Source organism: Pseudomonas sp. CFBP13509, assembly GCF_005233485.1.
GTDB lineage: Bacteria > Pseudomonadota > Gammaproteobacteria > Pseudomonadales > Pseudomonadaceae > Aquipseudomonas > Aquipseudomonas marginalis.
Genome location: NZ_QGAA01000001.1, coordinates 336,571 through 362,103, shown reverse-complemented (window position 1 = coordinate 362,103; position 25,533 = coordinate 336,571). Strand labels below are relative to the sequence as shown.

At 61.1% G+C, this 25,533-nt stretch carries 24 protein-coding genes; 11 read left to right on the top strand and 13 right to left on the bottom strand.

Annotation, left to right across the window (positions count from 1 at the left end):
• Positions 1 to 60: 60 nt before the first annotated feature.
• Genes PspCFBP13509_RS01765 through PspCFBP13509_RS01750 form a run of 4 tightly spaced genes read left to right on the top strand, consistent with a single transcriptional unit; the run spans position 61 to position 2,768 of the window.
• Entirely contained in the window at positions 61 to 351 is a 291-nt protein-coding gene (locus PspCFBP13509_RS01765; protein WP_065926482.1) for a hypothetical protein, read from the top strand.
• Positions 351 to 1,211: a DUF72 domain-containing protein gene (locus PspCFBP13509_RS01760; RefSeq protein ID WP_065948856.1), complete on the top strand. Its 861-nt coding sequence runs from the start codon at positions 351 to 353 to the stop codon at positions 1,209 to 1,211. Before PspCFBP13509_RS01765 ends, PspCFBP13509_RS01760 begins: the two co-directional genes overlap by 1 nt.
• Positions 1,212 to 1,238: 27 nt before the next feature.
• Positions 1,239 to 2,066 (top strand): isocitrate lyase/PEP mutase family protein, encoded by an 828-nt coding sequence (locus PspCFBP13509_RS01755; RefSeq protein WP_065948855.1) that lies wholly within the window; start codon positions 1,239 to 1,241, stop codon positions 2,064 to 2,066.
• Positions 2,067 to 2,069: 3 nt separating this feature from the next.
• Positions 2,070 to 2,768 carry an extensin-like domain-containing protein gene (locus PspCFBP13509_RS01750; RefSeq protein WP_065926479.1) on the top strand — a complete coding sequence of 233 codons (699 nt, stop codon included), beginning with the start codon at positions 2,070 to 2,072 and terminating at the stop codon, positions 2,766 to 2,768.
• Here PspCFBP13509_RS01750 and PspCFBP13509_RS01745 read toward each other — a convergent pair.
• Positions 2,765 to 3,385 (bottom strand): energy transducer TonB, encoded by a 621-nt coding sequence (locus PspCFBP13509_RS01745; protein ID WP_137211482.1) that lies wholly within the window; start codon positions 3,383 to 3,385, stop codon positions 2,765 to 2,767. The genes PspCFBP13509_RS01750 and PspCFBP13509_RS01745 overlap by 4 nt on opposite strands.
• Positions 3,386 to 3,481: 96 nt before the next feature.
• On the opposite strand from PspCFBP13509_RS01745, the gene PspCFBP13509_RS01740 reads away from it, so the two are divergent.
• On the top strand, positions 3,482 to 4,264 hold the full coding sequence (locus tag PspCFBP13509_RS01740) for a class I SAM-dependent methyltransferase (protein ID WP_065926477.1): 783 nt from the start codon (positions 3,482 to 3,484) through the stop codon (positions 4,262 to 4,264).
• Positions 4,265 to 4,322: 58 nt separating this feature from the next.
• On the opposite strand, the gene PspCFBP13509_RS01735 is transcribed toward PspCFBP13509_RS01740, so the two are convergent.
• Positions 4,323 to 4,976: a TetR/AcrR family transcriptional regulator gene (locus PspCFBP13509_RS01735; protein ID WP_065926476.1), complete on the bottom strand. Its 654-nt coding sequence runs from the start codon at positions 4,974 to 4,976 to the stop codon at positions 4,323 to 4,325.
• Between the two features lie 93 nt (positions 4,977 to 5,069).
• Here PspCFBP13509_RS01735 and PspCFBP13509_RS01730 point away from each other — a divergent pair, with 93 nt between their 5' ends.
• The 4 genes from PspCFBP13509_RS01730 (at position 5,070) to PspCFBP13509_RS01710 (ending at position 11,901) form a co-directional block, all read left to right on the top strand.
• On the top strand, positions 5,070 to 6,170 hold the full coding sequence (locus PspCFBP13509_RS01730) for an efflux RND transporter periplasmic adaptor subunit (protein WP_137211481.1): 1,101 nt from the start codon (positions 5,070 to 5,072) through the stop codon (positions 6,168 to 6,170).
• A gap of 6 nt (positions 6,171 to 6,176) precedes the next feature.
• Positions 6,177 to 9,239, top strand: a complete 3,063-nt coding sequence (locus PspCFBP13509_RS01725; protein ID WP_065926474.1) for an efflux RND transporter permease subunit — start codon at positions 6,177 to 6,179, stop codon at positions 9,237 to 9,239.
• A gap of 611 nt (positions 9,240 to 9,850) precedes the next feature.
• Entirely contained in the window at positions 9,851 to 10,444 is a 594-nt protein-coding gene (locus PspCFBP13509_RS01715; protein ID WP_065926473.1) for a LysE family translocator, read from the top strand.
• Between the two features lie 92 nt (positions 10,445 to 10,536).
• Positions 10,537 to 11,901 (top strand): Fic family protein, encoded by a 1,365-nt coding sequence (locus PspCFBP13509_RS01710; RefSeq protein WP_065949012.1) that lies wholly within the window; start codon positions 10,537 to 10,539, stop codon positions 11,899 to 11,901.
• A gap of 48 nt (positions 11,902 to 11,949) precedes the next feature.
• Here PspCFBP13509_RS01710 and PspCFBP13509_RS01705 read toward each other — a convergent pair whose 3' ends face one another.
• Genes PspCFBP13509_RS01705 through plsB form a run of 3 tightly spaced genes read right to left on the bottom strand, consistent with a single transcriptional unit; the run spans position 11,950 to position 15,619 of the window.
• On the bottom strand, positions 11,950 to 12,639 hold the full coding sequence (locus PspCFBP13509_RS01705; protein WP_065926472.1) for a DUF4197 domain-containing protein: 690 nt from the start codon (positions 12,637 to 12,639) through the stop codon (positions 11,950 to 11,952).
• 22 nt (positions 12,640 to 12,661) lie between these two features.
• Complete coding sequence (locus tag PspCFBP13509_RS01700) at positions 12,662 to 13,063, bottom strand: YbaY family lipoprotein (protein ID WP_027604494.1); 402 nt, start codon at positions 13,061 to 13,063, stop codon at positions 12,662 to 12,664.
• A 51-nt stretch (positions 13,064 to 13,114) separates the two neighbouring features.
• On the bottom strand, positions 13,115 to 15,619 hold the full coding sequence (plsB, locus tag PspCFBP13509_RS01695) for a glycerol-3-phosphate 1-O-acyltransferase PlsB (protein ID WP_065926470.1): 2,505 nt from the start codon (positions 15,617 to 15,619) through the stop codon (positions 13,115 to 13,117).
• A 180-nt stretch (positions 15,620 to 15,799) separates the two neighbouring features.
• Between plsB and PspCFBP13509_RS01690 the strand changes: the two genes are divergently transcribed.
• Positions 15,800 to 16,009, top strand: coding sequence for a cold shock domain-containing protein (locus PspCFBP13509_RS01690; protein ID WP_017529713.1), 210 nt, complete (start codon positions 15,800 to 15,802; stop codon positions 16,007 to 16,009).
• A 63-nt stretch (positions 16,010 to 16,072) separates the two neighbouring features.
• On the opposite strand, the gene PspCFBP13509_RS01685 is transcribed toward PspCFBP13509_RS01690, so the two are convergent.
• The 4 genes from PspCFBP13509_RS01685 to PspCFBP13509_RS01670 form a co-directional block, all read right to left on the bottom strand.
• On the bottom strand, positions 16,073 to 16,450 hold the full coding sequence (locus PspCFBP13509_RS01685) for a hypothetical protein (protein ID WP_065948851.1): 378 nt from the start codon (positions 16,448 to 16,450) through the stop codon (positions 16,073 to 16,075).
• Positions 16,451 to 16,504: 54 nt separating this feature from the next.
• Positions 16,505 to 17,314 carry a putative RNA methyltransferase gene (locus tag PspCFBP13509_RS01680; protein ID WP_065926468.1) on the bottom strand — a complete coding sequence of 270 codons (810 nt, stop codon included), beginning with the start codon at positions 17,312 to 17,314 and terminating at the stop codon, positions 16,505 to 16,507.
• Entirely contained in the window at positions 17,314 to 18,465 is a 1,152-nt protein-coding gene (gene dapE, locus PspCFBP13509_RS01675; RefSeq protein WP_027604490.1) for a succinyl-diaminopimelate desuccinylase, read from the bottom strand. The genes PspCFBP13509_RS01680 and dapE overlap by 1 nt, the downstream gene beginning before the upstream one ends.
• A 111-nt stretch (positions 18,466 to 18,576) precedes the next feature.
• Entirely contained in the window at positions 18,577 to 21,168 is a 2,592-nt protein-coding gene (locus tag PspCFBP13509_RS01670; RefSeq protein WP_065926467.1) for a glycosyltransferase, read from the bottom strand.
• Positions 21,169 to 21,386: 218 nt separating this feature from the next.
• Between PspCFBP13509_RS01670 and tcdA the strand changes: the two genes are divergently transcribed.
• Complete coding sequence (gene tcdA, locus PspCFBP13509_RS01665; RefSeq protein WP_046036662.1) at positions 21,387 to 22,196, top strand: tRNA cyclic N6-threonylcarbamoyladenosine(37) synthase TcdA; 810 nt, start codon at positions 21,387 to 21,389, stop codon at positions 22,194 to 22,196.
• 69 nt (positions 22,197 to 22,265) lie between these two features.
• Here the strand turns inward: tcdA and PspCFBP13509_RS01660 are convergent, their stop codons facing one another.
• The 4 genes from PspCFBP13509_RS01660 to PspCFBP13509_RS01645 all read right to left on the bottom strand — a co-directional run bounded on the left by PspCFBP13509_RS01660 (position 22,266) and on the right by PspCFBP13509_RS01645 (position 25,321).
• A complete protein-coding gene (locus PspCFBP13509_RS01660; protein ID WP_065948849.1) occupies positions 22,266 to 22,679 on the bottom strand; it encodes a SufE family protein in 414 nt (137 codons plus the stop codon).
• Positions 22,676 to 23,881, bottom strand: coding sequence for an aminotransferase class V-fold PLP-dependent enzyme (locus tag PspCFBP13509_RS01655; RefSeq protein ID WP_065948848.1), 1,206 nt, complete (start codon positions 23,879 to 23,881; stop codon positions 22,676 to 22,678). Before PspCFBP13509_RS01655 ends, PspCFBP13509_RS01660 begins: the two co-directional genes overlap by 4 nt.
• A gap of 64 nt (positions 23,882 to 23,945) precedes the next feature.
• Positions 23,946 to 24,980 carry a 2,3,4,5-tetrahydropyridine-2,6-dicarboxylate N-succinyltransferase gene (gene dapD / locus PspCFBP13509_RS01650; protein WP_027604485.1) on the bottom strand — a complete coding sequence of 345 codons (1,035 nt, stop codon included), beginning with the start codon at positions 24,978 to 24,980 and terminating at the stop codon, positions 23,946 to 23,948.
• A 32-nt stretch (positions 24,981 to 25,012) separates the two neighbouring features.
• Entirely contained in the window at positions 25,013 to 25,321 is a 309-nt protein-coding gene (locus PspCFBP13509_RS01645) for an arsenate reductase (RefSeq protein ID WP_232005376.1), read from the bottom strand.
• Positions 25,322 to 25,533 lie beyond the last annotated feature (212 nt).

Here is a 25,533-nt window from a genome sequence, read left to right as displayed (position 1 = left end):
GCATTTGCGCGCGACGGACAGTGCTGCCAAAATGCCATTACTGATAGCGAGTTCGCGCCTATGCGTATAGATGGATTTTCCTCACAGTCGTACCCGATCAAGCGCAAGCCGCGTAAGGCAAACGCCACGGTGGACGACTCCGTCGAGGATTCGCCGGACTTCATTGAGGTCCAATCCGATGCGCAGGCCAGTTCACAAGCCCGCATCAGCGGCGTTCCCGCCCGTCAGCAAGACATGGTCTTCCCGCGCTCCATGAGCAAAAGCGTTGCCACCGCCCTGGCCAGCTACCTGACCACCGCCGGATTTGTCGAATGGGATATGGAAGTGCTGGGTCTCGACATCCACATCTGATGCGCCTGCCTTACTACCTCGGCTGCCCGTCCTGGAGTGAAAACGCCTGGCGCGAGTACCTGTACCCAGTCGACGCCCGCTCCAGCGATTACCTTGCACTTTATTCCCAGGTCTTCAACGCCGTTGAGGGCAATACCACGTTCTACGCTCGCCCCTCGGCCGCTACCGTGCAGCGCTGGGTCGACATCATGCCCGACGATTTTCGCTTCACTGCAAAATTCCCCGGTGACATCAGTCACGGTGGCGACTTGCGCGAGCAATTGCCGGCGGCGGAAAGTTTTGTCGGTTTGATGAGCCCGCTCGGTGAACGTGTTTCGCCGCTGTGGCTGCAACTGTCGGCGAGTTTTTCGCCGCAACGCCTGGCTGAACTGGCCGGTTTTATCGATGGCCTGGAACGCCCGATGGCGGTGGAAGTACGCCACCCTGAGTTCTTCGCCAAGGGCGATGCCGAGCGCATGCTCAACCGTTTGTTGCGTGATCGCGGTGTCGAGCGCATCTGCCTCGACCCGCGTGCGTTGTTCAGTTGCACGTCGACTTCGGCGGCGGTACTGCACGCACAATCGAAAAAGCCCAAGGTGCCGCCCCGTCCGGCCGCGCTGACCCGGTTTCCCCAAGTGCGTTTTATCGGCCATCCGGAGCTTGAGGCCAATGACCCGTTCCTGGTGCCGTGGGTGGAAAAAATCGCGGGTTGGATCGAAGAAGGCCGCACACCCTACGTGTTCCTGCACACCTCGGACAACCGCCTGGCCGCACAACTGGCCCTGCGTTTCCACGCCAAGTTGATGGTGCGCCTGCCCGGCCTTCCGGCGCTGCCGACGTTGGATCGGCAACCCGAAGCGGAACAACTGGGGTTACTCTAGGGCTCCTTTTCCCGCCAGGAGTCAGTCATGGATGCCCAAGCCCTTCGCGCCGAAACCTTCAAGTCCCTGCATGAGCGCGACCGCGCCTTCGTGATGCCTAACCCTTGGGATGCCGGCTCCGCGGTGATGCTCACCAGCCTTGGCTTTGAAGCCCTTGCCACGACCAGTGCGGGTTATGCGTTCAGCCTGGGGCGCCCGGACGCGGAAGGCGCGTTGTCCCTTGAAGACACGTTGCTCAATGCCGCCATGATCGCCAAGGCCACCGCGCTGCCGGTGGCGGCCGACCTGGAAAACGGCTTCAGCGATACCCCTGAAGGCTGTGCCGAAACCATCTTGCGGGCGGCGGCCAGCGGTATCGTGGGGGGCTCTATCGAAGATGCCACCGGCGTTGCCGTCGACCCGATCTATCCCTTCGACCTTTCCGTAGAGCGCGTGGAAGCCGCCGTCGCCGCTGCCCGCAGCTTGCCATTCCCCTTCACACTGACGGCCCGCGCGGAAAACCTCCTGCATGGTCGCCTGGATCTGCCCGACACTATTCGTCGCCTGCAGGCCTACGCCGAAGCCGGCGCCGACGTGCTCTATGCGCCGGGCCTGCGCAGTGCTGAGGACGTGCTGGCGGTGGTCAAGGCCGTGGCGCCAAAGCCGGTGAACGTGTTGATGTCCGGCGGCCTGAAACTCAGCGTGGCGCAATTGAGCGCGATGGGGGTAAAGCGCATCAGCGTGGGCTCGGCCATGGCACTGGCGGCCTATGGTGAATTCTACCGAGCGGCCCAGGAAGTCTATGAGCTGGGCACCTTCAGCTTTACCGAGCGCTCGATGCCCTTCAGCCAGGCCAATCAGTTCTTCAAGGACTGAGCCGTGCGTTTTTTCAAACTGCTGGGTGCTCTGCTGGTGCTCAGTGGTGCATTTGCCGTGGGTGTATGGCGTGGCTGGCTGCCGTTGCCGGCCGAATGGAACCCCTGGTCGCCGCTGGACGTACGGTCCAGCCCGAACCTGTTGACCCGCTACAAGCTGGGACGCCTGCAGGATGACCCCGAGCTCTGCGACCAAGTGCTGAAAACCTCTGGTTTGCGTGTCAGCCATCAGGCTGACACGCCCGCTGACGCTGCCTGTCCTCTGCGCAATACCTTGCGCGTGCAGGGTGCAGACGTGGCATTAAGCAGCAGCTTTCTCGCCAGTTGCCCGTTGGCCGTGGCATTCGCGCTGTTCGAGCGTCACAGCCTGCAACCGGCAGCCCAGGCGGTGTTCGGCCAGGCGGTGACACGGGTCGATCACCTGGGCAGCTTTGCCTGTCGCAACATGTATAACCGTGCCGAAGGGCGGCTCAGCCAGCATGCGTCGGCCAATGCCTTGGATATCGCCGGGTTTCGCCTGGCGGATGGGCGCAGTATCAGCGTGCTCAAGGATTGGTCCGGGGAGGGCGACAGCGCGCGGTTCCTGCGCCAGGTGCGCGATGGCGCCTGTGATGATTTCAATGTGGTGTTGAGCCCGGACTACAACGCCGCGCACCGCAACCATTTCCATCTGGACATGGGGCGTTGGTGGGTGTGTCGCTAGGCCGCCAGGCGCAGGTTGTGGGTGATCAGTGGGCGTGCCCAGTGGTAGTCGAAGTCCAGCGCCTTCTGTTGCGCCAGCAGTTCTTCGGTTGGGTAAGGCGTGGCGGGTGGTGGCAACAGGTCCAGTTCGAACTCGGCAATCGGCAAGTGCAGAGGGCGTGGTTCCGGCGCCGGGCCGGGCTCAGGCAATGGCTGGCCGGCCGTGAGGACGATCGGGCGAACCCAAGCGCTTTCGAAATTCTGCTGGCGCTGCTGCGCGACGATTTCTTCCTGTGGGAATGGCGTGGCGGCCGGTGGCAGCAACTCGGTTTCGAATTCGGCGATAGGCAGGAACAGTGGCTCAGGTGGCGCAATCTCGGTGTCTTTGACGTCGCACTCACGCTGCGTGAGGATCTGCGACAACAGGTCGGCACCGGCGCTGGGCTCTACCGCCGGGTCCGCCGGTGCCGACGCCTTGGCGGCGAGCGCGTCCGGCGTTTCACCGAGCTGCTCGGCCAGCGCCCGGGCGAAGAAGTCCTGCCACACATGGCTCACCCCGGCCAGCGCTTGAGTATTGCGCAGGCCGTAGTGGTTATGGGTCGGCAGTACACCGATGGTTAGGGGGAGAATGTCTGACATTTTTCTCGGTCGACGCTCAGCTCTGGCAAAATACCTGACTGTTGTTTTTATCGGCCGTTGTTTGCCGATCCTTAATATTTTTGAGCGTAGCGATTGATGAGCGAACAACCAGCGGCCAGCCGCATCCAGGTCGAGGCCTTGGGCGAAGGTTTCCAGGCCCGGGCCGAGCAGTGGGCTGCACAGCTCGGCTTGCCTTTACAGCTCGCGGATGCGGATTTTTCCCTGCAAGTGGGGGAACACGGCCTGCAACTGCAGCAGCTTGGACCTGACGCGCCGGGACCGGTGCGGGTGGACTTCGTCGAAGGCGGCGCGGCTCACCGTCGGCTGTATGGCGGCGGCAGCGGACAGATGATCGCCAAGGCCGTGGGCATTGCCCAAGGCGTGCGTCCCCGTGTGCTGGACGCCACGGCCGGTCTGGGCAAGGACGCGTTCGTGCTGGCCAGCCTGGGCTGCGAGATGAGCCTGATCGAGCGCCAACCGCTGATCGGTGCCTTGCTCGAGGATGGCCTGGCGCGCGCTACGCAGGATTTTGACGTAGCGCCCATCGTGGCGCGCATGAAGCTGCTCAAGGGCAACTCCATTGACGTGATGCTCAATTGGCAAGGGGAGCCACCCCAGGTGATCTACCTCGACCCGATGTTCCCCCACCGTGAGAAAACCGCCCTGGTGAAGAAAGAAATGCGCTTGTTCCGGCCACTGGTGGGCGATGATCCGGATGCACCGGCCCTGCTGGCCGCCGCCCTGGCCCTGGCCAGCCACCGCGTGGTGGTCAAGCGCCCGCGCAAGGCGCCCTGCATCGAAGGGCCCAAGCCGAGCCATGCGCTGGATGGCAAGTCCAGCCGGTATGACATTTATCCCAAGAAAGCGCTCAAGTCTTAAGCCACAAGCCACAAGCCACAAGCTGCAAGCAAAAGCGCTTTTCACTTGCTGCTTGCAGCTAACCACTTGCAGCCGCATCTCTCCTATAGGCCCGCATAAACAACCCCACCACCTCCTGCACATGGGCTTCGGCGGCTTCCTCACTCAGTTGCCCGCCGCAGCCATACAGCAGGCAGAAGTTCGCGGTGCCCTTGAGCAGGCAGAAGAAGTGCTCGGCTGCCGTAAGCGGTCTGTCGATGCTCAGCGCGCCGCTCTGGTCGATCTTGCCGAGCAGGCGCTCCATGCCCTGGAGCATCCGCATGGGCCCGGCTTCGAAGAAGATCTGTGAGAGTTTCACGTCCTGATTGCCGGTGGTCATCATCAGGCGATGCAGGTTAACCGACTCTTCACTGTTGATCAGTCGATGGAACCCCCGGGCGATATTCAACAATACCGTTTCCACCGGCATGCCTTCGGGCAGTTCGAAGTACATCACCGGCAACTGTTCCTCGCACTTGGCCACCACGGCGGCGGTGAACAAGGTTTCTTTGTCGGTGAAGTGGCTGTAGACGGTCAGTTTCGATACGCCGGCCTCAAGGGCCACGGCATCCATGCTGGTGTTGGCGTAGCCGTTGCTCAAGAACAGGATTTTCGCTGCCGAGAGGATAGCCTGGCGTTTTGCCATGTCCTTGGGACGCCCGGGGCTATTGGTGCTTACACGATTGTCGGACATTTCTACCTTTAATACTGGACTGGCGAGTTTGGTATTAATAACATACCGGCCAGTATAATTATTCCTAGCTCCATTTGCGAAAGGTCCTTCAGCATGCGCAGCACTTTCCTGCCCTTTGCGTTGCCTGTCTGCCTGGTCTTCCTGTTGGCCGCCTGCGGCCAGGAAGAAGCGGTCCAGACCACCGTCCGCCCGGCCATGGTGGTGCAGCCGCAACCCTCGGCGCAGTCGACGGACAGCTACCCCGGTGAAGTACGCGCGCGCTATGAGCCGGACCTGGCCTTTCGCATCGGTGGCAAAGTCAGCAAGCGTCTGGTGGAGGAGGGCGAGCGGGTCAAGACCAACCAGGCACTGGCGGAACTTGACCCTCAGGATGTGCGCCTGCAACTGGAGGCCGCCCGTGCCCAGGTCGCCGCTGCCGAGGCCAACCTGCGCCTGGTACGCGCTGAGCGTGATCGCTACAAGACCCTGATGGACCGTCAGATGGTCAGCCGTTCCCAGTACGACAATTCCGAAAACCTTTACCGTTCCGGTGAAGCGCGCCTCAAGCAGATCAAGGCCGAGTTCGACGTGGCCAGTAACCAGGCCGGTTACGCCGTATTGCGCGCCCCTCAGGATGGCGTCGTCGCCAAGCGCGCGGTGGAAGTCGGCCAAGTGGTATCCGCTGGCCAGACCGTGTTCACCCTGGCCACCGATGGCGAGAGCGAAGTGCTTATCAGCCTGCCCGAACAAGGGTTTGGTCGCTTCAAGATCGGTCAGCCGGTCGCGGTGGAGTTGTGGAGCCAGCCGGGCCAGCGTTTCACCGGGCGCATTCGTGAACTGTCGCCTGCGGCTGATCCAAAATCGCGCACCTTCGCCGCTCGCGTTGCCTTCACCGGCGGCAAAGTCCCGGCGGAACTGGGGCAAAGCGCTCGCGTATTCATACAGGCCGACGGCGTTATTCCGCTGTCGGTACCGCTGTCTGCCCTGAGTGCGGAGAACGGTGCGTCCTACGTCTGGCGTGTAGAGCAGGACAACACCCTCAAGCGCACGCCGGTACGCATCGGCGCCTTTGGCGAAAAAACCGTGCCGGTGCTGGAAGGCTTGACCCCCAACGACTGGGTGGTCGCAGCAGGCGTGCATGTGCTCCACGAGGGCCAGCAAGTGCGCGCGGTGGATGGCTCCAACCGTATAGTGAACCTGGCGGCCAAGGAGTAGTCCCCGATGGCTTTCAATCTTTCCGAATGGGCGTTGCGTAACCGCCAGATTGTACTGTTCCTGATGATCCTGCTGGCTGTGGTCGGTACTTTGTCCTATACCAAACTGGGGCAAAGCGAAGATCCACCGTTTACCTTCAAGGCCATGGTGATCAAGACCAACTGGCCCGGCGCTACGGCCCAGGAAGTCTCGCGCCAGGTCACCGAGCGTATCGAGAAAAAACTGATGGAGACCGGCGAATACGAGCGCATTGTCTCTTTCTCTCGCCCGGGCGAGTCCACCGTCACCTTCATTGCGCGCGACTCCATGCACTCTGTGCAGATTCCTGAGTTGTGGTACCAGGTGCGCAAGAAGATCAGCGACATCCGGCAGACCTTGCCGCCGGATATCCAGGGGCCGTTTTTCAACGACGAGTTCGGTACCACCTTCGGCAATATCTACGCCCTGACCGGCGACGGCTTCGACTATGCCGTACTCAAGGACTACGCCGACCGCATCCAGATTCAGCTGCAACGAGTGGCGGATGTGGGCAAGGTCGAGTTACTTGGCCTACAGGATGAGAAGATCTGGATCGAGCTGTCCAACCTCAAGCTCGCCACCCTTGGCCTGCCGTTGGCCGCTGTGCAGCAGGCGTTGCAGGAGCAGAACGCGGTCTCCACTGCCGGCTTCTTTGAAACCCCGAGCGAGCGCGTGCAACTGCGCGTGTCGGGTAATTTCAAGACGGTGGAAGAAATCCGCGACTTTCCTATTCGTGTCGCTGATCGAACCTTCCGCATCGGTGATGTTGCCGATATTCACCGCGGCTTCAACGATCCACCGGCGCCGCGCATGCGTTACATGGGGGCGGATGCTATCGGACTGGCCGTGGCCATGCGCGACGGTGGCGACATCCTGGTGCTGGGCAAGGCTCTCGAAGGCGAATTCGCACGCTTGCAAAAGAACCTTCCGGCGGGCATGGAGCTGCGCAAGGTGTCAGACCAACCGGCAGCGGTGAAAACCGGTGTCGGCGAATTCGTGCAGGTGTTGGCCGAGGCATTGGCGATTGTCTTGCTGGTGAGTTTCTTCTCCCTCGGCATACGCACTGGCATGGTCGTAGCACTGGCGATTCCGCTGGTGCTGGCGATGACCTTTGCCACCATGTATTACCTCGGCATCGGCCTGCACAAGATTTCCCTCGGTGCGTTGGTGCTGGCCCTTGGCTTGCTGGTGGATGATGCGATCATTGCCGTGGAAATGATGGCAATCAAAATGGAGCAGGGCTACGACCGGCTCAAGGCGGCCAGTTTTGCCTGGACCAGCACCGCCTTTCCGATGCTCACCGGCACGCTGATCACGGCGGCCGGCTTCCTGCCGATTGCCACCGCGCAGTCGAGCACAGGTGAATACACACGCTCGATCTTCCAGGTGGTGACGATCGCGTTGCTCGCCTCATGGATCGCCGCCGTGGTGTTTGTGCCGTACCTGGGGGAGAAACTCCTGCCGGACCTGGCGAAGATTCACGCGGCCAAACATGGCATCGATGGCCCGGATCCCTACGGTACGCCGTTCTACCAACGTGTAAGACGTTTGGTGGAGTGGTGCGTGCGTCGGCGCAAAACCGTGATTGTCCTGACGTTGCTGCTGTTTATCGGCTCGGTGGGGTTGTTTCGCTTTGTGCCGCAACAGTTCTTCCCGGCCTCAGGCCGCCTGGAATTGATGGTCGACCTGAAACTGGCCGAAGGCGCTTCCCTGAGCAACACCGCCGACCAGGTCAAGCGCCTGGAAGCCTTGCTCAAGGAACACGCCGGCATTGATAACTATGTGGCCTACGTCGGCACCGGTTCGCCGCGTTTCTACCTGCCACTGGACCAGCAACTGCCAGCGGCCAGTTTTGCGCAGTTCGTGGTGTTGGCTAAGACCATCGAGGGCCGCGAAAGCCTGCGCACCTGGCTGATCGAAACCCTCAACGAACAATTCCCCGACCTGCGCTCACGCGTTACCCGCCTGGAAAATGGCCCTCCCGTGGGCTATCCGGTGCAGTTTCGCGTAACCGGCGAACACATCGAGGAAGTCCGCGCCCTTGCGCGGAAAGTCGCGGCCAAGGTTCGCGAAAATACCCATGTGGTCAATGTGCACCTGGACTGGGAAGAGCCGAGCAAGATCGTCTACCTCAATATCGACCAGGACCGCGCCCGCGCCCTCGGTGTCAGTACCGCCAACCTGTCGAAATTCCTGCAAAGCTCACTGACCGGTTCCAGCGTCAGTCAATACCGGGAGGACAACGAGTTGATCGAAATTCTCCTGCGCGGCACCGTCCACGAGCGCACCGAGTTGTCGCTGCTGCCCAGCCTGGCGGTACCGACCGACAACGGTAAAAGCGTGGCCCTGTCGCAGATCGCCACCCTCGAATACGGCTTTGAAGAGGGTATTATCTGGCACCGCAACCGCTTGCCGACGGTGACCGTGCGCGCCGATATCTACGGCAAGGAACAACCGGCAACGTTGGTCCAGCAAATCCTGCCAACCCTTGAGGGGGTGCGCGCCGAATTGCCGGATGGCTACCTGTTGGAGGTCGGTGGCACCGTCGAAGACTCCGCCCGCGGGCAGAACTCGGTGAAGGCCGGCGTGCCGCTGTTTATCGTGGTGGTGCTGACCTTGCTGATGCTGCAATTGCGCAGCTTCTCACGCACGGCGATGGTGTTTCTGACCGCGCCGTTGGGCCTGATTGGCGTGACGCTGTTCCTGCTGGTGTTCCGCCAGCCCTTCGGCTTCGTGGCCATGCTCGGGACCATCGCGTTGTCTGGGATGATCATGCGCAACTCGGTGATCCTGGTGGACCAGATCGAACAGGACATCAAGGCCGGGCTGGCGCCGTGGCAGGCAATTATCGAAGCCACCGTACGGCGTTTCCGCCCGATTGTGCTGACCGCCCTGGCGGCGGTGCTGGCGATGATCCCGCTGTCACGCAGCGTGTTCTTCGGGCCGATGGCAGTGGCGATCATGGGTGGCTTGATCGTGGCGACGGCGTTGACCCTGTTGTTCTTGCCGGCGCTCTACGCGGCGTGGTTCAAGGTTCGGAAGGCGGCATAGAGGGGTAAGGGCCAATATTTGAGTGTCGAAACGGGTGGCAGGAGCCAGGAACGCTTCCTGCATTCCTGCCACTTAGAGACTACCTGATCACAGGTATGGATTTGTCGATGTCAGTTGTTGACGACAACGGTAAATGGACTCATCTCTTTGGACTTAAGGAATACTTTATGTTTTTTTGCCCCTTCAAGTGCTTTTTTTCTGCGCTGTCGATGCCTCAAAGACCCCCGGTAAGCGGTCCTTGCCCGCAAGAGCCGCCCCCCCGACCTTGCCCGCCGCCGCCCCGGCCTTGCTACGCAAAACCGCCTAGCCCTTGCTGGCCTGAGCCCAGTCCCGCGAGGCCACTCCCTTGTTCAATGCGTTCGGCCGAGCCGCCCATGAGTATTGGTTATGGCGTGGCAACAACGACGACTTTTGTCGTGGGCGCTTTCCTGTAGTTGTCTGGTTTAACCGCTGGAACGAATCTGCATGCCCTCCCGGTGAGGGCATCTTGCGGGTACTTGCAGTAGACTTCGCGAGTTTGATGATGGCCACTGTCGCCGGGCCATCCATGTTGACGCGTCAGTTTCGATGGGGGGAACGACTTTGGGTCGTCACTCTTGAGGAAAACCTGCATGTTCGCCTGCATTCCAGCCCTGATGTTGCTACTGCTTGCCCCCGGTCCCACCAATACCTTGCTGTTTCGTGCCGGCGTATTGTTTGGCTATCGTGCGTCCTGGTGGTTGGCATTTGTCGAGTGCCTGGCTTACGTGCTTCAGGTTTCGATATGGGGTGTTGCACTGCTCTACCTGGCGGCCTATTCGCCTTGGGCGTCGAAGTTCACGCAATTGGCGGCGGCCGGATACCTGCTGTATGTCTCGTACAAGCTCTGGCAACGCAAAAACAGCACCGTCGACCCTGGCCGTGACCGCCTCAGTGGGTGGAGTTTTTTCTGGTTGACACTGATGAACCCCAAGGGGCTGTTGATCGTGTCGTTTATTGCGCCGGCCGGCACCTTTGCCGCATGGCAAGGCTATGCCGGGTTCATGGCCACACTGGCATTGGTGGTGATACCGGTAGGGTCTGCGTGGATCGTATTCGGCAGTCGCTTCGAAGGGCTGCAAAAAGCCTGGCTGACACCCTTGAAGATCAACCGTGCGACGGCGCTGGCCTTGGGGGGCTTTGCAACGTTGACGGTGGGGCGATTGGCTGAGTCGGTATTGCATTGAAGAAAGGCATGTCTCAATTTTCGTGGTTATTGAGATAGGTGGGGTTTTCTGCTGTACTCAAGTCTCAGAAATCAAAAATTGAGATTTTGATGATTAAACTGCCACCCAAGGTGCCGGAACGGGTTTTTGTTCTCATTGGCCAGGAGCCCCATCTTCAGCATCTATCTGACTATATGAAGCTGTCTCAGCCAACAGACAGTCGGGGCCGCTATTTGCACTTTGATCAGCTACGCCACCGTTTTCCTCAGCACTTGGATCAAGCGATATGCTGGGGGATCGTAAAGTACGAGCGCTCCCGTCTGTATCAGAAAATAGTGCCCGTAGGTACGCCTGAGGTCTGGTGCAACTTTGTATTAACGCCAACCGCACAACGCGTGGTCTCCACGGTCGACAGATATGCCTCGACTGCCGCACTTGAGTACATGAGCAGCAAGGTCGGGAAGGCTGCTCATATAAAGTATTTGCTCAACGACCTGATTGAAGATGAGGCCATCAGTAGCAGCCAGTTGGAGGGCGCGGCAACCACGACGCTCGTTGCAAAAGATATGTTGAAGCGAGAGCGACTGCCCAGAACGCCAGATGAAAAAATGATCATCGGCAATTACCGAATGATGCGTTTCGCTTGGGATAAGAGAAACGAGCCGCTAAGTGTGGAGTTGATCGCGGACATGCACGAAGTAGGTGTTCAGGGCATTGACGATGATAAATATTCTCCTGGCAGCTTTCGTTTAAACGATGAGGTGGTTGTCCAGGATGGTGATGGCAATGTTGTGCATTCGCCACCTCCCGCAGAAGGGATCATCACTCGGCTGGAGCGGTTGGCTGATTGGATCAATACTTGTCACGACGATGCTACGGCCACCCGCTACCTGCATCCACTGATCAAAGGCATTTCTCTGCACTTTGCCTTGGGTTACGAGCATCCCTTTCGGGATGGCAATGGTCGTGTTGCGCGTGCGTTGTTTTATTGGTTCATGTTTAAAAGCGATTACGCGGCATTCAGGTATATCTCCATCAGTGTCTTGCTGAAGAATGCGGCTGTTCAATACGGTATGTCTTATCTGTATACGGAGACGGATGAACTCGATCTGACTTACTTCATCGACTATCAGTGCTCCATCGTGCAACGCGCAGTTGATGGATTTAAGCAGTCTTACGAGATAAGTGTCCGAGAGGCCGAGGCGTTTGAGCGTTGGTTATGGGAGTCAGGACTTTATAAGGAACTGAATGAGAAACAAAAGACGGTATTTCAGGTCGCCAAGAGCGGTACCGCCAAACAGTTCACAGCCGTCAATGTGAAGGAAAATCTAGGCTGTTCTTACAATACGGCATCGGCCGTGCTGAACGGTCTAGTCGACTTGAATATATTTGTCAAAAAGAAGGTTGGCCGCGAATGGTTCTTTTCAATGCGAGATCAAGCAGAAATACAAAAGAACTGGTTAAAGGCTTCTCATTGAGCGGCTTCCCAATGCCCACGTCTCGCTGAAACGTGGGCATCACAGCTATTACAAGGCGCCAAACACCTTCTTCGCCAGGCTGGTGGCCGCAGCCGCCGGGTTCTTGCGAATCGTCTCTTCCTGCTGCGCAATCATCTTGAACAAACCATCCAGCGCCTGTTCGGTCACGTAGCTTTCGACGTTGGCGCTCTTGGCATCCACGGCGCCAAATGCGGCGGCCTTGCCTGCCAGGGCGTTGTACTGCTGGGCCACGCCCACCTTGTCGGTAGCGGCCTTGACGATCGGCAGGAACTTGGCGCGGATGGCTTCGCGGCTGCTTTTGTTCAGGTACTGGGTGGCGGAGTCCTGGCCGCCGCTGAGGATGCCCTTGGCGTCGGTCACGCTCATGTTCTTCACCGCGTTGACCAGGATCGGCTGGGCCTGGGTCACGGCGGTTTCAGCGGCTTTGTTCATGCTGTCTTCCAACTGCGTGACCTGGTCACCCATGCCGAACATTTTCAGCTTGTCGGCGACTTTGCCCAGCTTGCCCGGCAGGCCGATCTTCACTTCAGGGTTGTTGCTGAAACCGCCGGGTACACCCAGTTGTTTCACGGCGATCTGTGCGCCTTGGGTCAGGGCGTCCTTGAGGCCGCCGCTGGCGTCGCCCTGGGACAGGCTACTGAGGTCCAGGGCCATGGCATTGGCGCCGAACAGCAGGCCGGCACACAGGGCAGTGAGGCGAAGGGAGTTGCGGAGCATGGGAGCGTCCTTATGTTCGAGTTTAGGGTGCTACGGCGTTCACGCGCACGCGCAGCGGCTGTGGATCCTGGCCGTTGAGCTGCACCGTGTGCCGTTCGGTGGTGATAAACAGTAGCTTGCCATCCAGCTCGATGCGAGCGCTCACCGAATAACTGTGGCCTGGCTTGACCTGTGCGGGGTCGTAGGTCAGGTGAAACGGCAGCGGCACCTGGCCTTTGACCGGGCCTTTCTGCTCGGCCAACGTCACCGCAGGCGCATCCGCCAGGGACACGTCCTGGAGGCTCACGCTCAAGGTGGCGGCGGGCGGCAGGGCAATGCGTTGCAGGTAGAACACCTCGCCGTCGAGGCTGGCCTTGGGCGCTGGATGCATGGATTGGCAGGCTCCGAGCAGGGCGGTGAGGCCCAGGAGAATGATCTTTTTCATGGTGCAGCTCCTTTTCAACGGCGCCAGCATCCAACTGGCGCCTTGTTCAATCTAGCGTGTTTCTTCCGCTTCCACCGGCGCTTCGGCTGCGCCATCCACACGGTGCAGGGCCACCTGGCGGATCGACAGGCGAATCTCCGCGGGCAACACGCGCTTGGCCGCGCCTTCGGCCAGTTCGCCGAGCAGGTCGTGGTAGCTCAACTTGCCGGCCTCGTCGCGACGCAGCACATCTTGTTCCAGCAAGGTCTGGATGAAATGTCGGAAAAGGCTCTTGTCGAAGAACTCCGGGGCGTTGAGGCCATGCAGGATCGACAGGCGTTGGGCCATGATCGTGCACAGGTCTTCCAGTTCTTCGGCGCTGATGCTGTTCTGGCCGCTGTTGAGCAGCAGCGAGATCGCCATGTAGAAGCGTTGCAGGGTCTGGGCGATGGTCTTGGACAGCAGGGTCAGCAGCACGAAGTGTCGCGAGCTTGGCGCAGGGCGCAGGAACACATTGTTTTCGAAGCGCAGCAGGCCTTGTTCGACGAACGCGTCCAGCCATTGATCGACCACCGTATCCAACTCTTCCAGCGACCAGCGGATAAACAGCTCCGATTGCAGGTACGGGTACAGCGCGTGGGTATAGCGCAGGATCTGCTCGCGGCTCATCCGCGAGCTGCTCTGGAAGAAGCTGGCCAGCAGCGCCGGCAGGGCGAAGATGTGCAGTACGTTGTTGCGGTAGTAGGTCATCAGGACGGCGTTCTGCTCGTCCAGGTACAGAATCTTGCCCAAGGCATCGCTCTGTTCCGACAGCAGGTCCATGTCCTTGACGTGCTTGATCAGCGCCAGGCCGTCGCCTTCGGGCAAAGTGGTGTGGGGCGAATAAGGCACGCGGCGCAGCAGCGCCAGGTACAGGTCCAACTGGCGGGCCATGGCCTGTTCATCCAGGGCCAGGCGCGTGGTCGACAGCAGCGCCAGGGCCACCAGGTTCACCGGGTTCACGGCGGCCGCTTCGTTCAAGTGGCGGGCCACCTGTTCGCCGAGGCGATTGGTGGTTTCGTTGAGCCAGGCCGGTTTGTAGTTCGGGCCCAGTTCCTGGCTGCGCCAGTCCGGTTGCTCGGCGTCGAGGAACTCGGCCAGCTTGATCGGCTCGCCGAAGTTGACCGCGACCTGGCCAAAGCGCTGCTTGAGCGCGCCGACCACTTTGAAAATATCGAAGATCGACTCTTTCTTCTTACTCGCACCCCGCAGCTCGCCGAGGTAGGTGCGGCCTTCGAGCACGCGCTCATAGCCGATATACACCGGCACGAACACGATCGGCATGCGCGAGGAGCGCAGGAAACTGCGCAGCGTAATCGCCAGCATCCCGGTCTTCGGCTGCAGCATGCGCCCGGTGCGCGAGCGCCCGCCTTCGACGAAGTACTCCACCGGGAAGCCCTTGGTGAACAAGGTGTGCAGGTATTCGTTGAACACCGAGGTGTACAGCGGGTTGCCCTTGAAGGTGCGGCGCATGAAAAACGCACCGCCACGGCGCAACAGGCTGCCGATTACCGGCATGTTCAGGTTGATGCCGGCGGCGATATGCGGCGGGGTCAGGCCGTTCTTGAACAGCAGGTAGGACAGCAGCAGGTAGTCGATATGGCTGCGGTGGCAAGGCACATAAATTACCTCGTAGCCCTGGGCAACCTGTTGCACGCCCTCGATGTTATTGACCTTGATGCCGTCGTAGATCTTGTTCCAGAACCAGCTCAACACCACTTCCAGGAAGCGGATCGCGGTGTAGGTGTAGTCCGAGGCGATCTCGTTGCCGTAGCGCAGGGCCAGGGCCTTGGCTTTTTCCGGGCTGATTTTTTCCCGTTCGGCTTCGTCAAGGATGGCCTGGCGCACCAATGGCATGTTGACCAGGCCTTTCACCAGATTGCGCCGGTGGGACAAATCGGGGCCGATCACCGCCGTCTTCAGGTTACGAAAGTGCACGCGCAGGATACGTTGGGCCATGCGCACGGTGCGTTCGTGGCCTTTATTGTGCTCGATCAATTCACGCAGGTTGATGGGCGCGGAGAATTGCACGCGGGTCTTGCGCCCCAGGATCAGGATGCTCAACAACCGGCGTAGACGCCCAGTGACCGCCCAGCTGTCGGCAAACAGCAGTTTCCACGGGCTGGACTCGCTCGCAGGGGTTTGTCCCCAGAACACGCTGACCGGAATGATTTGTGCATTCTCTTCGGCGTGTTCGCTGAGGGTGTTGACCAGGCGGGTCAGGGTCGGCGGCGCGCCGCGCTTGTCCTGGCGCCCCAGCCAGTCCGGCTCGGGTGTGAGGTAGAAGAACGCCGCGGGTTCCATCAGCGGGCCTACCGATACCGGCAGTACCGGGCGCGGCAGGCCGGCCTTGGTGCACTCGGCATCGACCACGGCCAATTCGGTGAGGGAGGGCGATTGCAGGACGTAAAACACCGGCCGGCTGCGGTCCAGGTTGAGGGTAAGGGACGACTGGTTGATCGTCTCCGAGCGAACCCAGAGGTACAACAGTCGGCGCAAGGTGCCAAACACCAGACGGCGGAACGGGGAGCGGGTCATAGGCGAGCTGCTTCAAGTGGGAAAAACCGAGCAGGCGCTCGGGCGGGTAGTGTGCCGTATTCGCCGAAAATCGGCAAAAAAGCAGCGATGTAAACTTGAGTTGATCGTTTTTGAGCCTGTCTTATACTCGGCAGTTCAACGCGATCGGCTCAACAATAACAATCAAGTGGGAGTGAACAGATGGCAACGCGCGAGACAGGCAATGTGAAGTGGTTCAACGACGCCAAGGGCTATGGCTTTATCCAGCGTGAAGATGGCAAGGATGTGTTTGTGCACTACCGCGCCATTCGCGGCGACGGCCACCGTTCGTTGGCCGAGGGCCAGCAAGTGGAATACGCCGTGGTAAGCGGCGAGAAGGGGTTGCAGGCGGAGGATGTGGTCGGCCTGTAGGCCGAGCGGCAAGCTACAAGCTGCAAGCGCTATGACTTGCAGCTTGCAGCTTGAAGCTGCTTTTTAAGCTGTTTTCCAGGTGATCTGCTCTTCACCGTCCGCGCTGATGCGGATCCAGGTGTCGGCGCTTTCCTCACCTTCTTCCTCGACCCAGCTACCCGGTGCGCAACGTACTTCAACATTCAGCGCAGCAAACGCAGCGCGGGCACAGGCAATGTCGTCTTCCCACGGTGTCTGGTCACTTTCCAGGTACAGGCTGTTCCACTTGCCTACGGCTTTCGGCAGCCAGGTGACGGGCACATTGCCGGCCTTGCACTTGTAGGTCTGGCCACGTTGGACCCAGTCGCTGCAAGGGCCCAGGGCAGCGCCCAGCCAGGCGGCGATGGCCTTGTAGTCGACGTCGGCGTCCTTCAGGTAAATCTCGATATCGGGTTGGCGCATGGATATTCCTCGTTGCGGGATTCGAAAATCCATTCGCGGATGGTTAAAAGTCGGTTATTGAAGAACGAAATAATCGTAGCGCATCGACACCGTGACCAGCAGCGGCTCGGCCGCCTCGATCACCTCGGCACGGCGCTCGGCACTGGCGCGCCAGCCGTGAGGGGTCATGGCCAGCAGGTTGGCGCGGTCCCGGGGCTCGGCCAGGCTCAAGGTGAATTCCAGGGTTTCGCTGTGGGCCAGGCTCATGCCGTCCGGCACCAGGGCCAGGTGCTTGTCGTCGGTGTACTCGCGCACTTCGTCGTACAGGCGCTCGCGCAGTTCCATCAGGTGGCCGCTGGTCGGGCCGACCTTCATCAGGCCGCCGCCGGGACTGAGCAGGCGCCTGGCCTCTTGCCAATCCAACGGGCTGAACACACTGGCGAGGAACTGGCAGCTGGCGTCGGCCAACGGCACGCGGGCCATGCTGGCGATCAACCAGGTCAGCGCCGGGTCGCGTTTGCACGCGCGCTTGACCGCTTCCTTGGAAATGTCCAGCGCGTAGCCATCGGCATGGGGCAGGGCCGCGGCGATTTGCGCGGTGTAGTAACCCTCGCCGCAACCGATGTCCACCCAGCGCTGCGGTGCGCGTTCGGCGGCCAGCTCGGCCAGGCGCTTGGCCACCGGGGCGTAGTGCCCTGCGTTGAGAAAGTCACGGCGCGCCTCGACCATGGCCAGGTTGTCGCCCGGGTCGCGGCTGTTCTTGTGCTGCACCGGCAGCAGGTTCAGGTAACCCTGGCGCGCGCGGTCGAAACGGTGCCCGGCCGGGCACGCCACGCCATTGTCCACCGCGTTGAGCGGGGCGCTGCAAATCGGGCAGGCCAGCATCAGGCGAGCAACTTGATCAGGGTCTGGTAATAGATTTCGGTCAGCACGTCGAGGTCGCTGGCCAGGATCCGCTCGTTGACCTGGTGGATCGTCGCGTTCACCGGGCCCAACTCGACCACCTGGGTGCCAAGGGTCGCGATGAAGCGCCCATCGGAGGTACCGCCACTGGTGGAGGCCTGGGTCTCACGCCCGGTGATCGCCTTGATGCTGGCCGACACCGCATCGAGCAATGCGCCCGGCTCGGTGAGGAACGGCAGGCCCGACAGCGCCCACTCCACATGCCAGTCCAGGCCATGCTTGTCGAGAATCGCCGCAACGCGCTGTTGCAGGCCTTCGACAGTGGATTCGGTGGAAAAACGGAAGTTGAACACCGCCGTCAGGTCACCCGGAATCACGTTGGTGGCGCCGGTGCCAGAGTTGAGGTTGGAAATCTGGAAGCTGGTCGGCGGGAAGAAGGCGTTGCCGTTGTCCCAGTGCTCGGCGGCCAGTTCGGCCAGGGCCGGCGCGGCCAGGTGGATCGGGTTCTTCGCCAGGTGCGGGTAGGCCACATGGCCCTGTACGCCGCGCACGGTCAGGGTGGCGCCGAGGGAGCCGCGACGGCCGTTCTTGACCACGTCACCCACCAGGGTGGTGCTCGACGGTTCGCCGACGATGCACCAGTCCAGGCGCTCCTTGCGCGCGGCCAGGCGTTCGATCACGGCCTTGGTGCCATGGTGCGCCGGGCCTTCCTCATCGCTGGTGATCAGGAACGCGACCGAGCCCTTGTGGTCCGGGTAGTCGCTGACGAAGCGCTCGGCCGCCACCAGCATGGCGGCCAGGCTGCCCTTCATGTCGGCCGCGCCACGCCCGCAGAGCATGCCGTTTTCGTCGATCAATGCGTCGAACGGGTCGTTCTGCCAGGCTTGCACCGGACCGGTGGGAACCACGTCGGTGTGGCCGGCGAAGCACAGCACCGGGCCGTCGTGCTTGCCATGGGTGGCCCAGAAGTTGTCCACGTCCTCGATGCGCATCGGCTCCAGCGCAAAACCGGCGTCGCCCAGGCGCTGCATCATCAGCTTCTGGCAATCGGCGTCGATCGGCGTGACCGAGGGGCGACGGATCAGGTCGATGGCAAGTTGAAGGGTCGGCGAAAGGTCGGCATGGGCCGTCATGGGAAAACTCCGGGAAGCATGTCTGGAAGAGCGGGGCGGGCGGACAAAACGGCCGTTATCTTATAGCAAAACGGCGGCCAGAGGCCGCCGTTTAGTGCATTGCGCAAGTTTTTAAGCCACAGGTGCAGGCTCAGGTGCCACGGCTGGTTTCGGCAGCGACGACAGGAACGCCATGATCAACGCCGCCACATACGGCAGCGATTGCACCAGCAGCATCACCACCCAGAAACGTATGTCATTGCTCGGCAGGCCTTGCACCAGGTAGATCCCCAGCGCCGCGCCCCACAACAGCAGCATGATGAACATTTCTTCGCGGGCTTCGGAAATCGCTACCCAGAAGCCGTGGTTATCCGCGTTTTTCGGGGTACGAAAGAACGGAATGCTGGTGGTGAAGAAGCCATACAGCACCGCCTTGGCGATGGTGTGGGACAACGCCAGGCCAGCCAGGGCGGCGCAGAACGCATCCTTGAGGTTCACACCTACCGCGCGGCGGTAGAGGAAGATGATCTTGCCCACCTTGAACACGAACAACGCCAACGGCGGGATCGCGAAAATCAGCAGCGGCGGGTCGACCCGCGTCGGCACGATGATCATCGCCGCCGACCACAACAGCGCGCCGACGGTGAAGAAGATGTTCATACCGTCCGCCACCCACGGCAACCAGCCCGCGAGGAAGTGGTAGCGCTGGCCACGGGTCAGCTCGGTGTCTTTGCCGCGCAGCAGGCTGGCGGTGTGACGCTTGATGATCTGGATCGCGCCATAGGCCCAGCGGAAACGCTGTTTCTTGAAGTCGATAAAGGTATCCGGCATCAGGCCCTTGCCGTAGCTGTCGTGGTAGTACGCCGCCGACAGGCCTTTCTCGAATACCCGCAGGCCGAGTTCGGCGTCTTCGCAGATGCACCAGTCGGCCCAGCCCAGTTCCTCGAGCACCGAGCGACGGGTCATGGTCATGGTGCCGTGCTGGATGATCGCGTCGCGGTCGTTACGGGTGACCATACCGATATGGAAGAAGCCTTTGTATTCGGCGTAGCAGAGCTTCTTGAAGGTGCTTTCGTTCTGATCGCGGTAGTCCTGCGGCGACTGCACCACGGCGATTTTCGGGTCGGCGAAGTGCGGCACCATGTGCTTGAGCCAGTTCGGCGACACGCAGTAGTCCGAGTCGATCACCGCGATCACTTCGGCATCCTTGGCGGTGTGCGGGATCAGGTAGTTCAGTGCACCGCCCTTGAAACCGGCCAGGGGTGCGACGTGGAAGAACTTGAAGCGCGGGCCCAGGGTTTCGCAGTAGTCGCGCACCGGTTCCCATACCGCCGGGTCCTTGGTGTTGTTGTCGATGATCAGGACTTCATAGTCCGGGTAATCGAGGGCCGCCAGGGCGTCGAGGGTCTGTTTGACCATCTCTGGCGGCTCGTTGTAGCACGGCACATGGATCGACACTTTCGGGCGGTAGTCCGATTCCCCTTCCACCGGCAGGAATTCACGCCGGCGCTTGTGGGTCCATACCGCTTCCGCCAGTTCGTGGGCTTCGGTCAGCAACACAATGAACACGCCCAGGGCGCCCAGGGCCAACAAGATGCCGACGGTCACGCTGAACCAGGTGCTGTATTGCTGGCTGTAGTCGTAGCCGATCCACACCAGTACGGAACCGCAGAGGAACGCGATAAAGGTCAGGAAGGTGCGGCCACGCTGGCGCAGGGATGAGCCGTCGATCATCAGCAGGGTCAGGGACAGCAAGGCGAGCACCACCGAGCCGATCGCCAGGACGCGCCACTGCGGGATTGCCACCACCGGCCCTTCGAAGTTGAATTTCTGCTGGCGCGCGGCGTTGTAGACGCCCCAATACGCGCCGGCCGAGCCTTCGTCGCTGACCTTCCACGGCTGGTCGAAGGCCTCGATCACGAAGTAGTTGTAGCCCTGGCGGTTCAGCTTGTTCACCAGCGTACGCAGGTAAATGGCCTGGTCTGCGGGGGACGTTTCATTCCCGCCGCGCATCCGGCCGTTACTTGGCCAGCCCACTTCCGACAGCAGCAGCGGCTTTTTCGGGAACAGTTTCTTCAGGTCCTTGGCGCGGTCGAGTACGTACTGGCCGGCCTTGTCCATCGGGATGTACTCCCAGAACGGCAGGATGTGCGCGGCGATCAGGTCGACGTGCTTGGCCAGTTGCGGGTTCTTTTCCCAGATATGCCATTGCTCGGAGGTCGTCACCGGTACTTTCACGGCGCCGCGCACCCGGTCCAGCAGCACGATCAGTGCTTCAGGGGTGATCTCTTCACGGAACAGCGCCTCGTTACCGACGACAACCCGCACGACACTGCGCGAGCTGTTGGCGATCTCGATGGCGCGCTGGACTTCGCGCTCGTTACGCTCCAGGTCCGGGCTGATCCAGATCCCCAGGGTTACGCGCAGGCCGAACTCTTCGGCGAGCTTGGGAATGTCCCCCAGCGTGCCGTCGACCGAGTAGGTGCGGATGTTATCCGTCAGCTTGCTCATGATCTCCAGATCGCGACGCATCTGCTCGTCGGTGGGGTACTGGTCTTTCTGCGGGTACTGGCCTTGCTGGAACGGCGAGTAGGAAAAACCGGAGATCTGCTCGGGCCAGTTGGGAGCAGTGACCGGGCGGTTGATCAGCGCCCAGAAGCCGGTGAACAGCGCGGCAATTGCCAGCACTATCACCAGGTTGAGTCCAAATTTACGCGATGCCATGGTTATGTCGGGTTCCAAAGGGTGTGGAACGAAAAGAGGTGTCGGCCTGCACCGAACGGCGCGCATCCTACACCGGCCTTTCCCTGACCGTACAGCAAGCCGAGAAAAACCGGACATTGGGCAGCGAAAGTACATCTAAGTTCTTAACTTGTAGCTTGTAGCTTAAAACTTGTCGCTGCGTAGCCCTATAATGCGCGCCGGTTTTTGGGGTAATGGTCATGAGTACAGAAGATCCGCGGTTTGCAGGCGTCGCCCGCTTGTATGGCATTGAAGGCCTGGAGCGCTTGAAAGCGGCCCATGTGGCGATCGTCGGCGTCGGTGGCGTCGGCTCGTGGGCGGCGGAAGCCATGGCCCGTTGCGGGGTGGGCGAGATTTCGCTGTTCGACCTGGACGACGTCTGCGTCAGCAACAGCAACCGCCAGCTGCACGCCTTGGACAGTACCGTGGGCAAGCCCAAGGTCGAGGTGATGGCCGAGCGCCTGCGCGCGATCAACCCGGATTGCACGGTGCATGCGGTAGCGGATTTCGTCACCCGCGACACCATGGCCGAGTACATCACGCCCAACATCGATTGCGTGATCGACTGCATCGACGCGGTTAACGCCAAGGCCGCACTGATTGCCTGGTGCAAGCGCCGCAAGATCCAGATCATCACCACCGGTGGCGCCGGTGGGCAGATCGACCCGACGCTGATCCAGGTCTGCGACCTGAACCGCACCTTTAATGATCCCTTGGCGTCGAAAGTGCGTTCCACCTTGCGCCGTGACTACGGCTTTTCCCGCACCGTGACCCGCCACTACAGCGTGCCGTGCGTGTTTTCCACCGAGCAACTGCGCTACCCCAAGCCGGATGGCAGCATCTGTTTGCAGAAGAGTTTTGTCGGTGATGGGGTGAAGCTGGACTGCGCCGGCGGGTTTGGCGCGGTGATGATGGTGACGGCGACCTTCGGCATGGTCGCGGCGACCAAGGCGGTGGACAAGATTGTGGCCGGGGTGCGCAGGCCCTCGGAACGGGTCAAACCGACCTGAGTCTCAGAACTTTAGACGGTTCAAATGTGGGAGGGGCGGTGCGACGATTCGACTTGCTCCCTCCCACATTTAGTCCTGTGTATGGCTTAGCGTTCGCATGCGCTGCAGGACTGCATTCAGCCCATTGCTGCGCGACGGCGACAGTTGACGGGAAAGCCCTAGCTGATTGAACCAGTCAGGCAAGTCGACCGCCTGCAACTCGTCCGCCGACAGCCCATTGACCCGTGCCAGCAGCAATGCCACCAAGCCACGAATCATCCGCGCATCGCTGCTCGCGGCGAACTGCCAGTGGCCATCGTGCAAGCGCCCCACCAACCACACCAGGCTCTCACAGCCCTGCACCAGGTTGGCATCGACCTTCTCCTCATCCGCCAATACGGGCAGGCGTTCACCCCACTGCATCAGCATTCGAGCGCGTTGCTCCCAGCTGCCTACTGACTGGAAGGCTTCTAGCGCAGCAATTGCAACCACCGGCAGGCTCATCGCAGCATATCCAGCGCCCGGTCCAGCGCTTCAAAGAAGCGTTCCAGGTCATCGGAATCGTTATACAGCGCCAGGGAGACGCGGATCGCCCCCGACAAGTGCATCGCCTTGAGCAGCGGCATCGCGCAATGATGGCCGGCACGTACGGCAATGCCTTGTTCGGTCAGCAGGTGCGCGAGGTCGGCGTTGTGCACGCCTTCGACCACAAAACTGACCAGCGCCGCCTGCGGCGACCCCAACACACGGACGCCATTGCGCGCGTTCAGCCCGCGCAACAGGTAGTCATGCAGGGCCGCTTCATGGGTGAGAATCGCCTGTGGGTCCAGCGAACTCAGATAGTCCAGGGTCGCGCCCAGGCCGATCACGCCGGCAATCGGCGGGGTGCCGGCTTCGAACCCCAGCGGTGCCGGGCGGAAGCTGGCGCTGTGGTAGTCGGCCTGTTGCACCATCTCGCCACCGAATTGCCAATGGCGCAGGTGATGCAGGGCTGCGTGGCTGCCGTACAGCACGCCGACGCCGTCCGGGCCGTACAGCTTATGGCTGGAAAATACATAGAAATCGCAGCCCAGGGCCTGCACGTCGTGGCGGCCGTGGACGATGCCTTGGGCGCCATCGACCACGGTCAGGGCGCCGTGGGCCTGGGCCAGCGCCAGCAAGGCCGGCAGCGGCTGCCAGGTGCCAAGCACGTTGGACAGTTGGCTCACCGCCAGCAGGCGCGTACGCGGGCCGATCAACTCGGCGGCGGCTTGCAGGTCGGTCACGCCGTCATCGTCGAGAGGCAATACCACCAGGGTGAGCGCGCGACGCTTGGCCAGTTGCTGCCACGGCAACAGGTTGGCGTGGTGTTCCAGGGCGCTGATGACAATCTCATCGCCCGCATTGAATAAGTGCTCAAGGCCATAAGCCAGGAGGTTCAGCGCTGACGTCGCGCCGTGGGTGAACACGATTTGCCCGCTGTCACCTGCATTCAACCACTGCGCAACCTTGCTGCGACTGTCCTCGAAGGCCTGGGTCGCATGGGCGCCCGGCAAATGCTGGGCACGGTGCACATTGGCGGCGCCATTGGCGTAGTAATGGCTGATGGCATCCAGCAGGGCCTGGGGTTTTTGCGTCGTCGCGGCGTTGTCCAGGTAGGTCTGGTCTTGCCGTTGCAGGGTGGCGATGGCCGGAAAGTCGGCGCGCCAGGGGGAGGGCACAAGCATGGTGTTCAAGACTCGTATAAGCGAGCCCCAGGGTCGGGGCCCGCTAGTGGCATCGAGTGGCTGCTTAGTTGTGAGCGTGCAGCGCTTCGTTCAGTTCGATGGCCGATTTGTGGGTTTTGCACTCCACGGCACCGGTCTCGGAGTTACGGCGGAACAGCAGGTCCGGTTGGCCGGCCAGCTCACGCGCCTTGACCACCTTGACCAGTTGGTTCGACTCGTCCAGCAGCGCAACCTTGGTGCCGGCGGTGACGTACAGGCCCGATTCCACGGTGTTGCGGTCGCCCAATGGGATACCGATACCGGCGTTGGCGCCGATCAGGCAGCCTTCGCCGACCTTGATCACGATGTTGCCGCCGCCCGACAGGGTGCCCATGGTCGAGCAACCGCCGCCCAAGTCCGAACCCTTGCCGACGAACACGCCAGCCGATACACGGCCTTCGATCATGCCCGGACCTTCGGTGCCGGCGTTGAAGTTGACGAAACCTTCGTGCATCACGGTGGTGCCTTCGCCCACATAGGCGCCGAGGCGGATACGCGCGGCATCAGCGATACGCACGCCGCTCGGTACCACGTAGTCGGTCATTTTCGGGAACTTGTCCACCGAGAACACTTCCAGCAACTCGCCACGCAGGCGGGCTTCCAGTTGGCGTTCGGCCAGCTCATTGATGTCGATTGCGCCCTGGCTGGTCCAGGCCACGTTCGGCAGTTGCGGGAACACACCGGCGAGGCTCAGGCCGTGTGGCTTGACCAGGCGATGGGACAGCAGGTGCAGCTTGAGGTAGGCCTCTGGGGTGGACGTCAGTGCGGCGTCTTCGGCCAGCAAGGTGGCGACCAGCGGTGTGTGGCTTTCAGCCAGGCGGCTCAGCAGGGCGGCTTGGGTGGCGTCGACGCCTTTGAGCGCGTCGGCCAGTTGCAGGGCCTGGGCGACGGTGAAGGTGATCGCCTGGTTGCCTTCGCTGTAGCCGAGGATCGGCGCGATGGCGGCAACGATTTCAGCCGATGGATTGAGCAAGGGTTGTGCGTAAAACACTTCCAGCCAAGCACCTTGGCGGTTCTGAGTGCCGACGCCGAAGCCCAGGCTGAACAGGGAATTGGACATGCTGTTACCTCTACAAAAATGGAAGGGCTGGCCTACTTGAGGGCCGCCGAATAACTATCTGGCTTGAAGCCAATCAGGGTTCTGTCACCGAGATCAAGCACCGGGCGCTTGATCATCGAAGGTTGCGCGAGCATCAATTCAATGGCTTTCGACTGATCGAGATCGGCTTTGCGTTCGTCTTCGAGTTTGCGAAAGGTGGTGCCCGCACGGTTCAAAACCACCTGCCAACCGTGCTCGTTGCACCATTGGGTCAAGTGTTCGCGGTCGATACCGGCCGTTTTGTAGTCGTGGAACGCATAGCTCACCGCGTGCTCATCGAGCCAGGTGCGCGCCTTTTTCATGGTGTCGCAGGCTTTGATGCCGAAAAGGTGCAACGTTTTGCTTGAAGCGGTCAAGGAATTGCCCCCCCTGCTTTACTGATGCAAGTGCCAATGAAAATGAAAGGTCACGGATTATGCCACGCCCAGAGATTTTGGGTGCCGCTCGTCAGCAGCGTGCGACTTTTGTGCAAAAGCCAGCGCGCAGCATAGGCCGGTAAGATAGCCGGGTAATA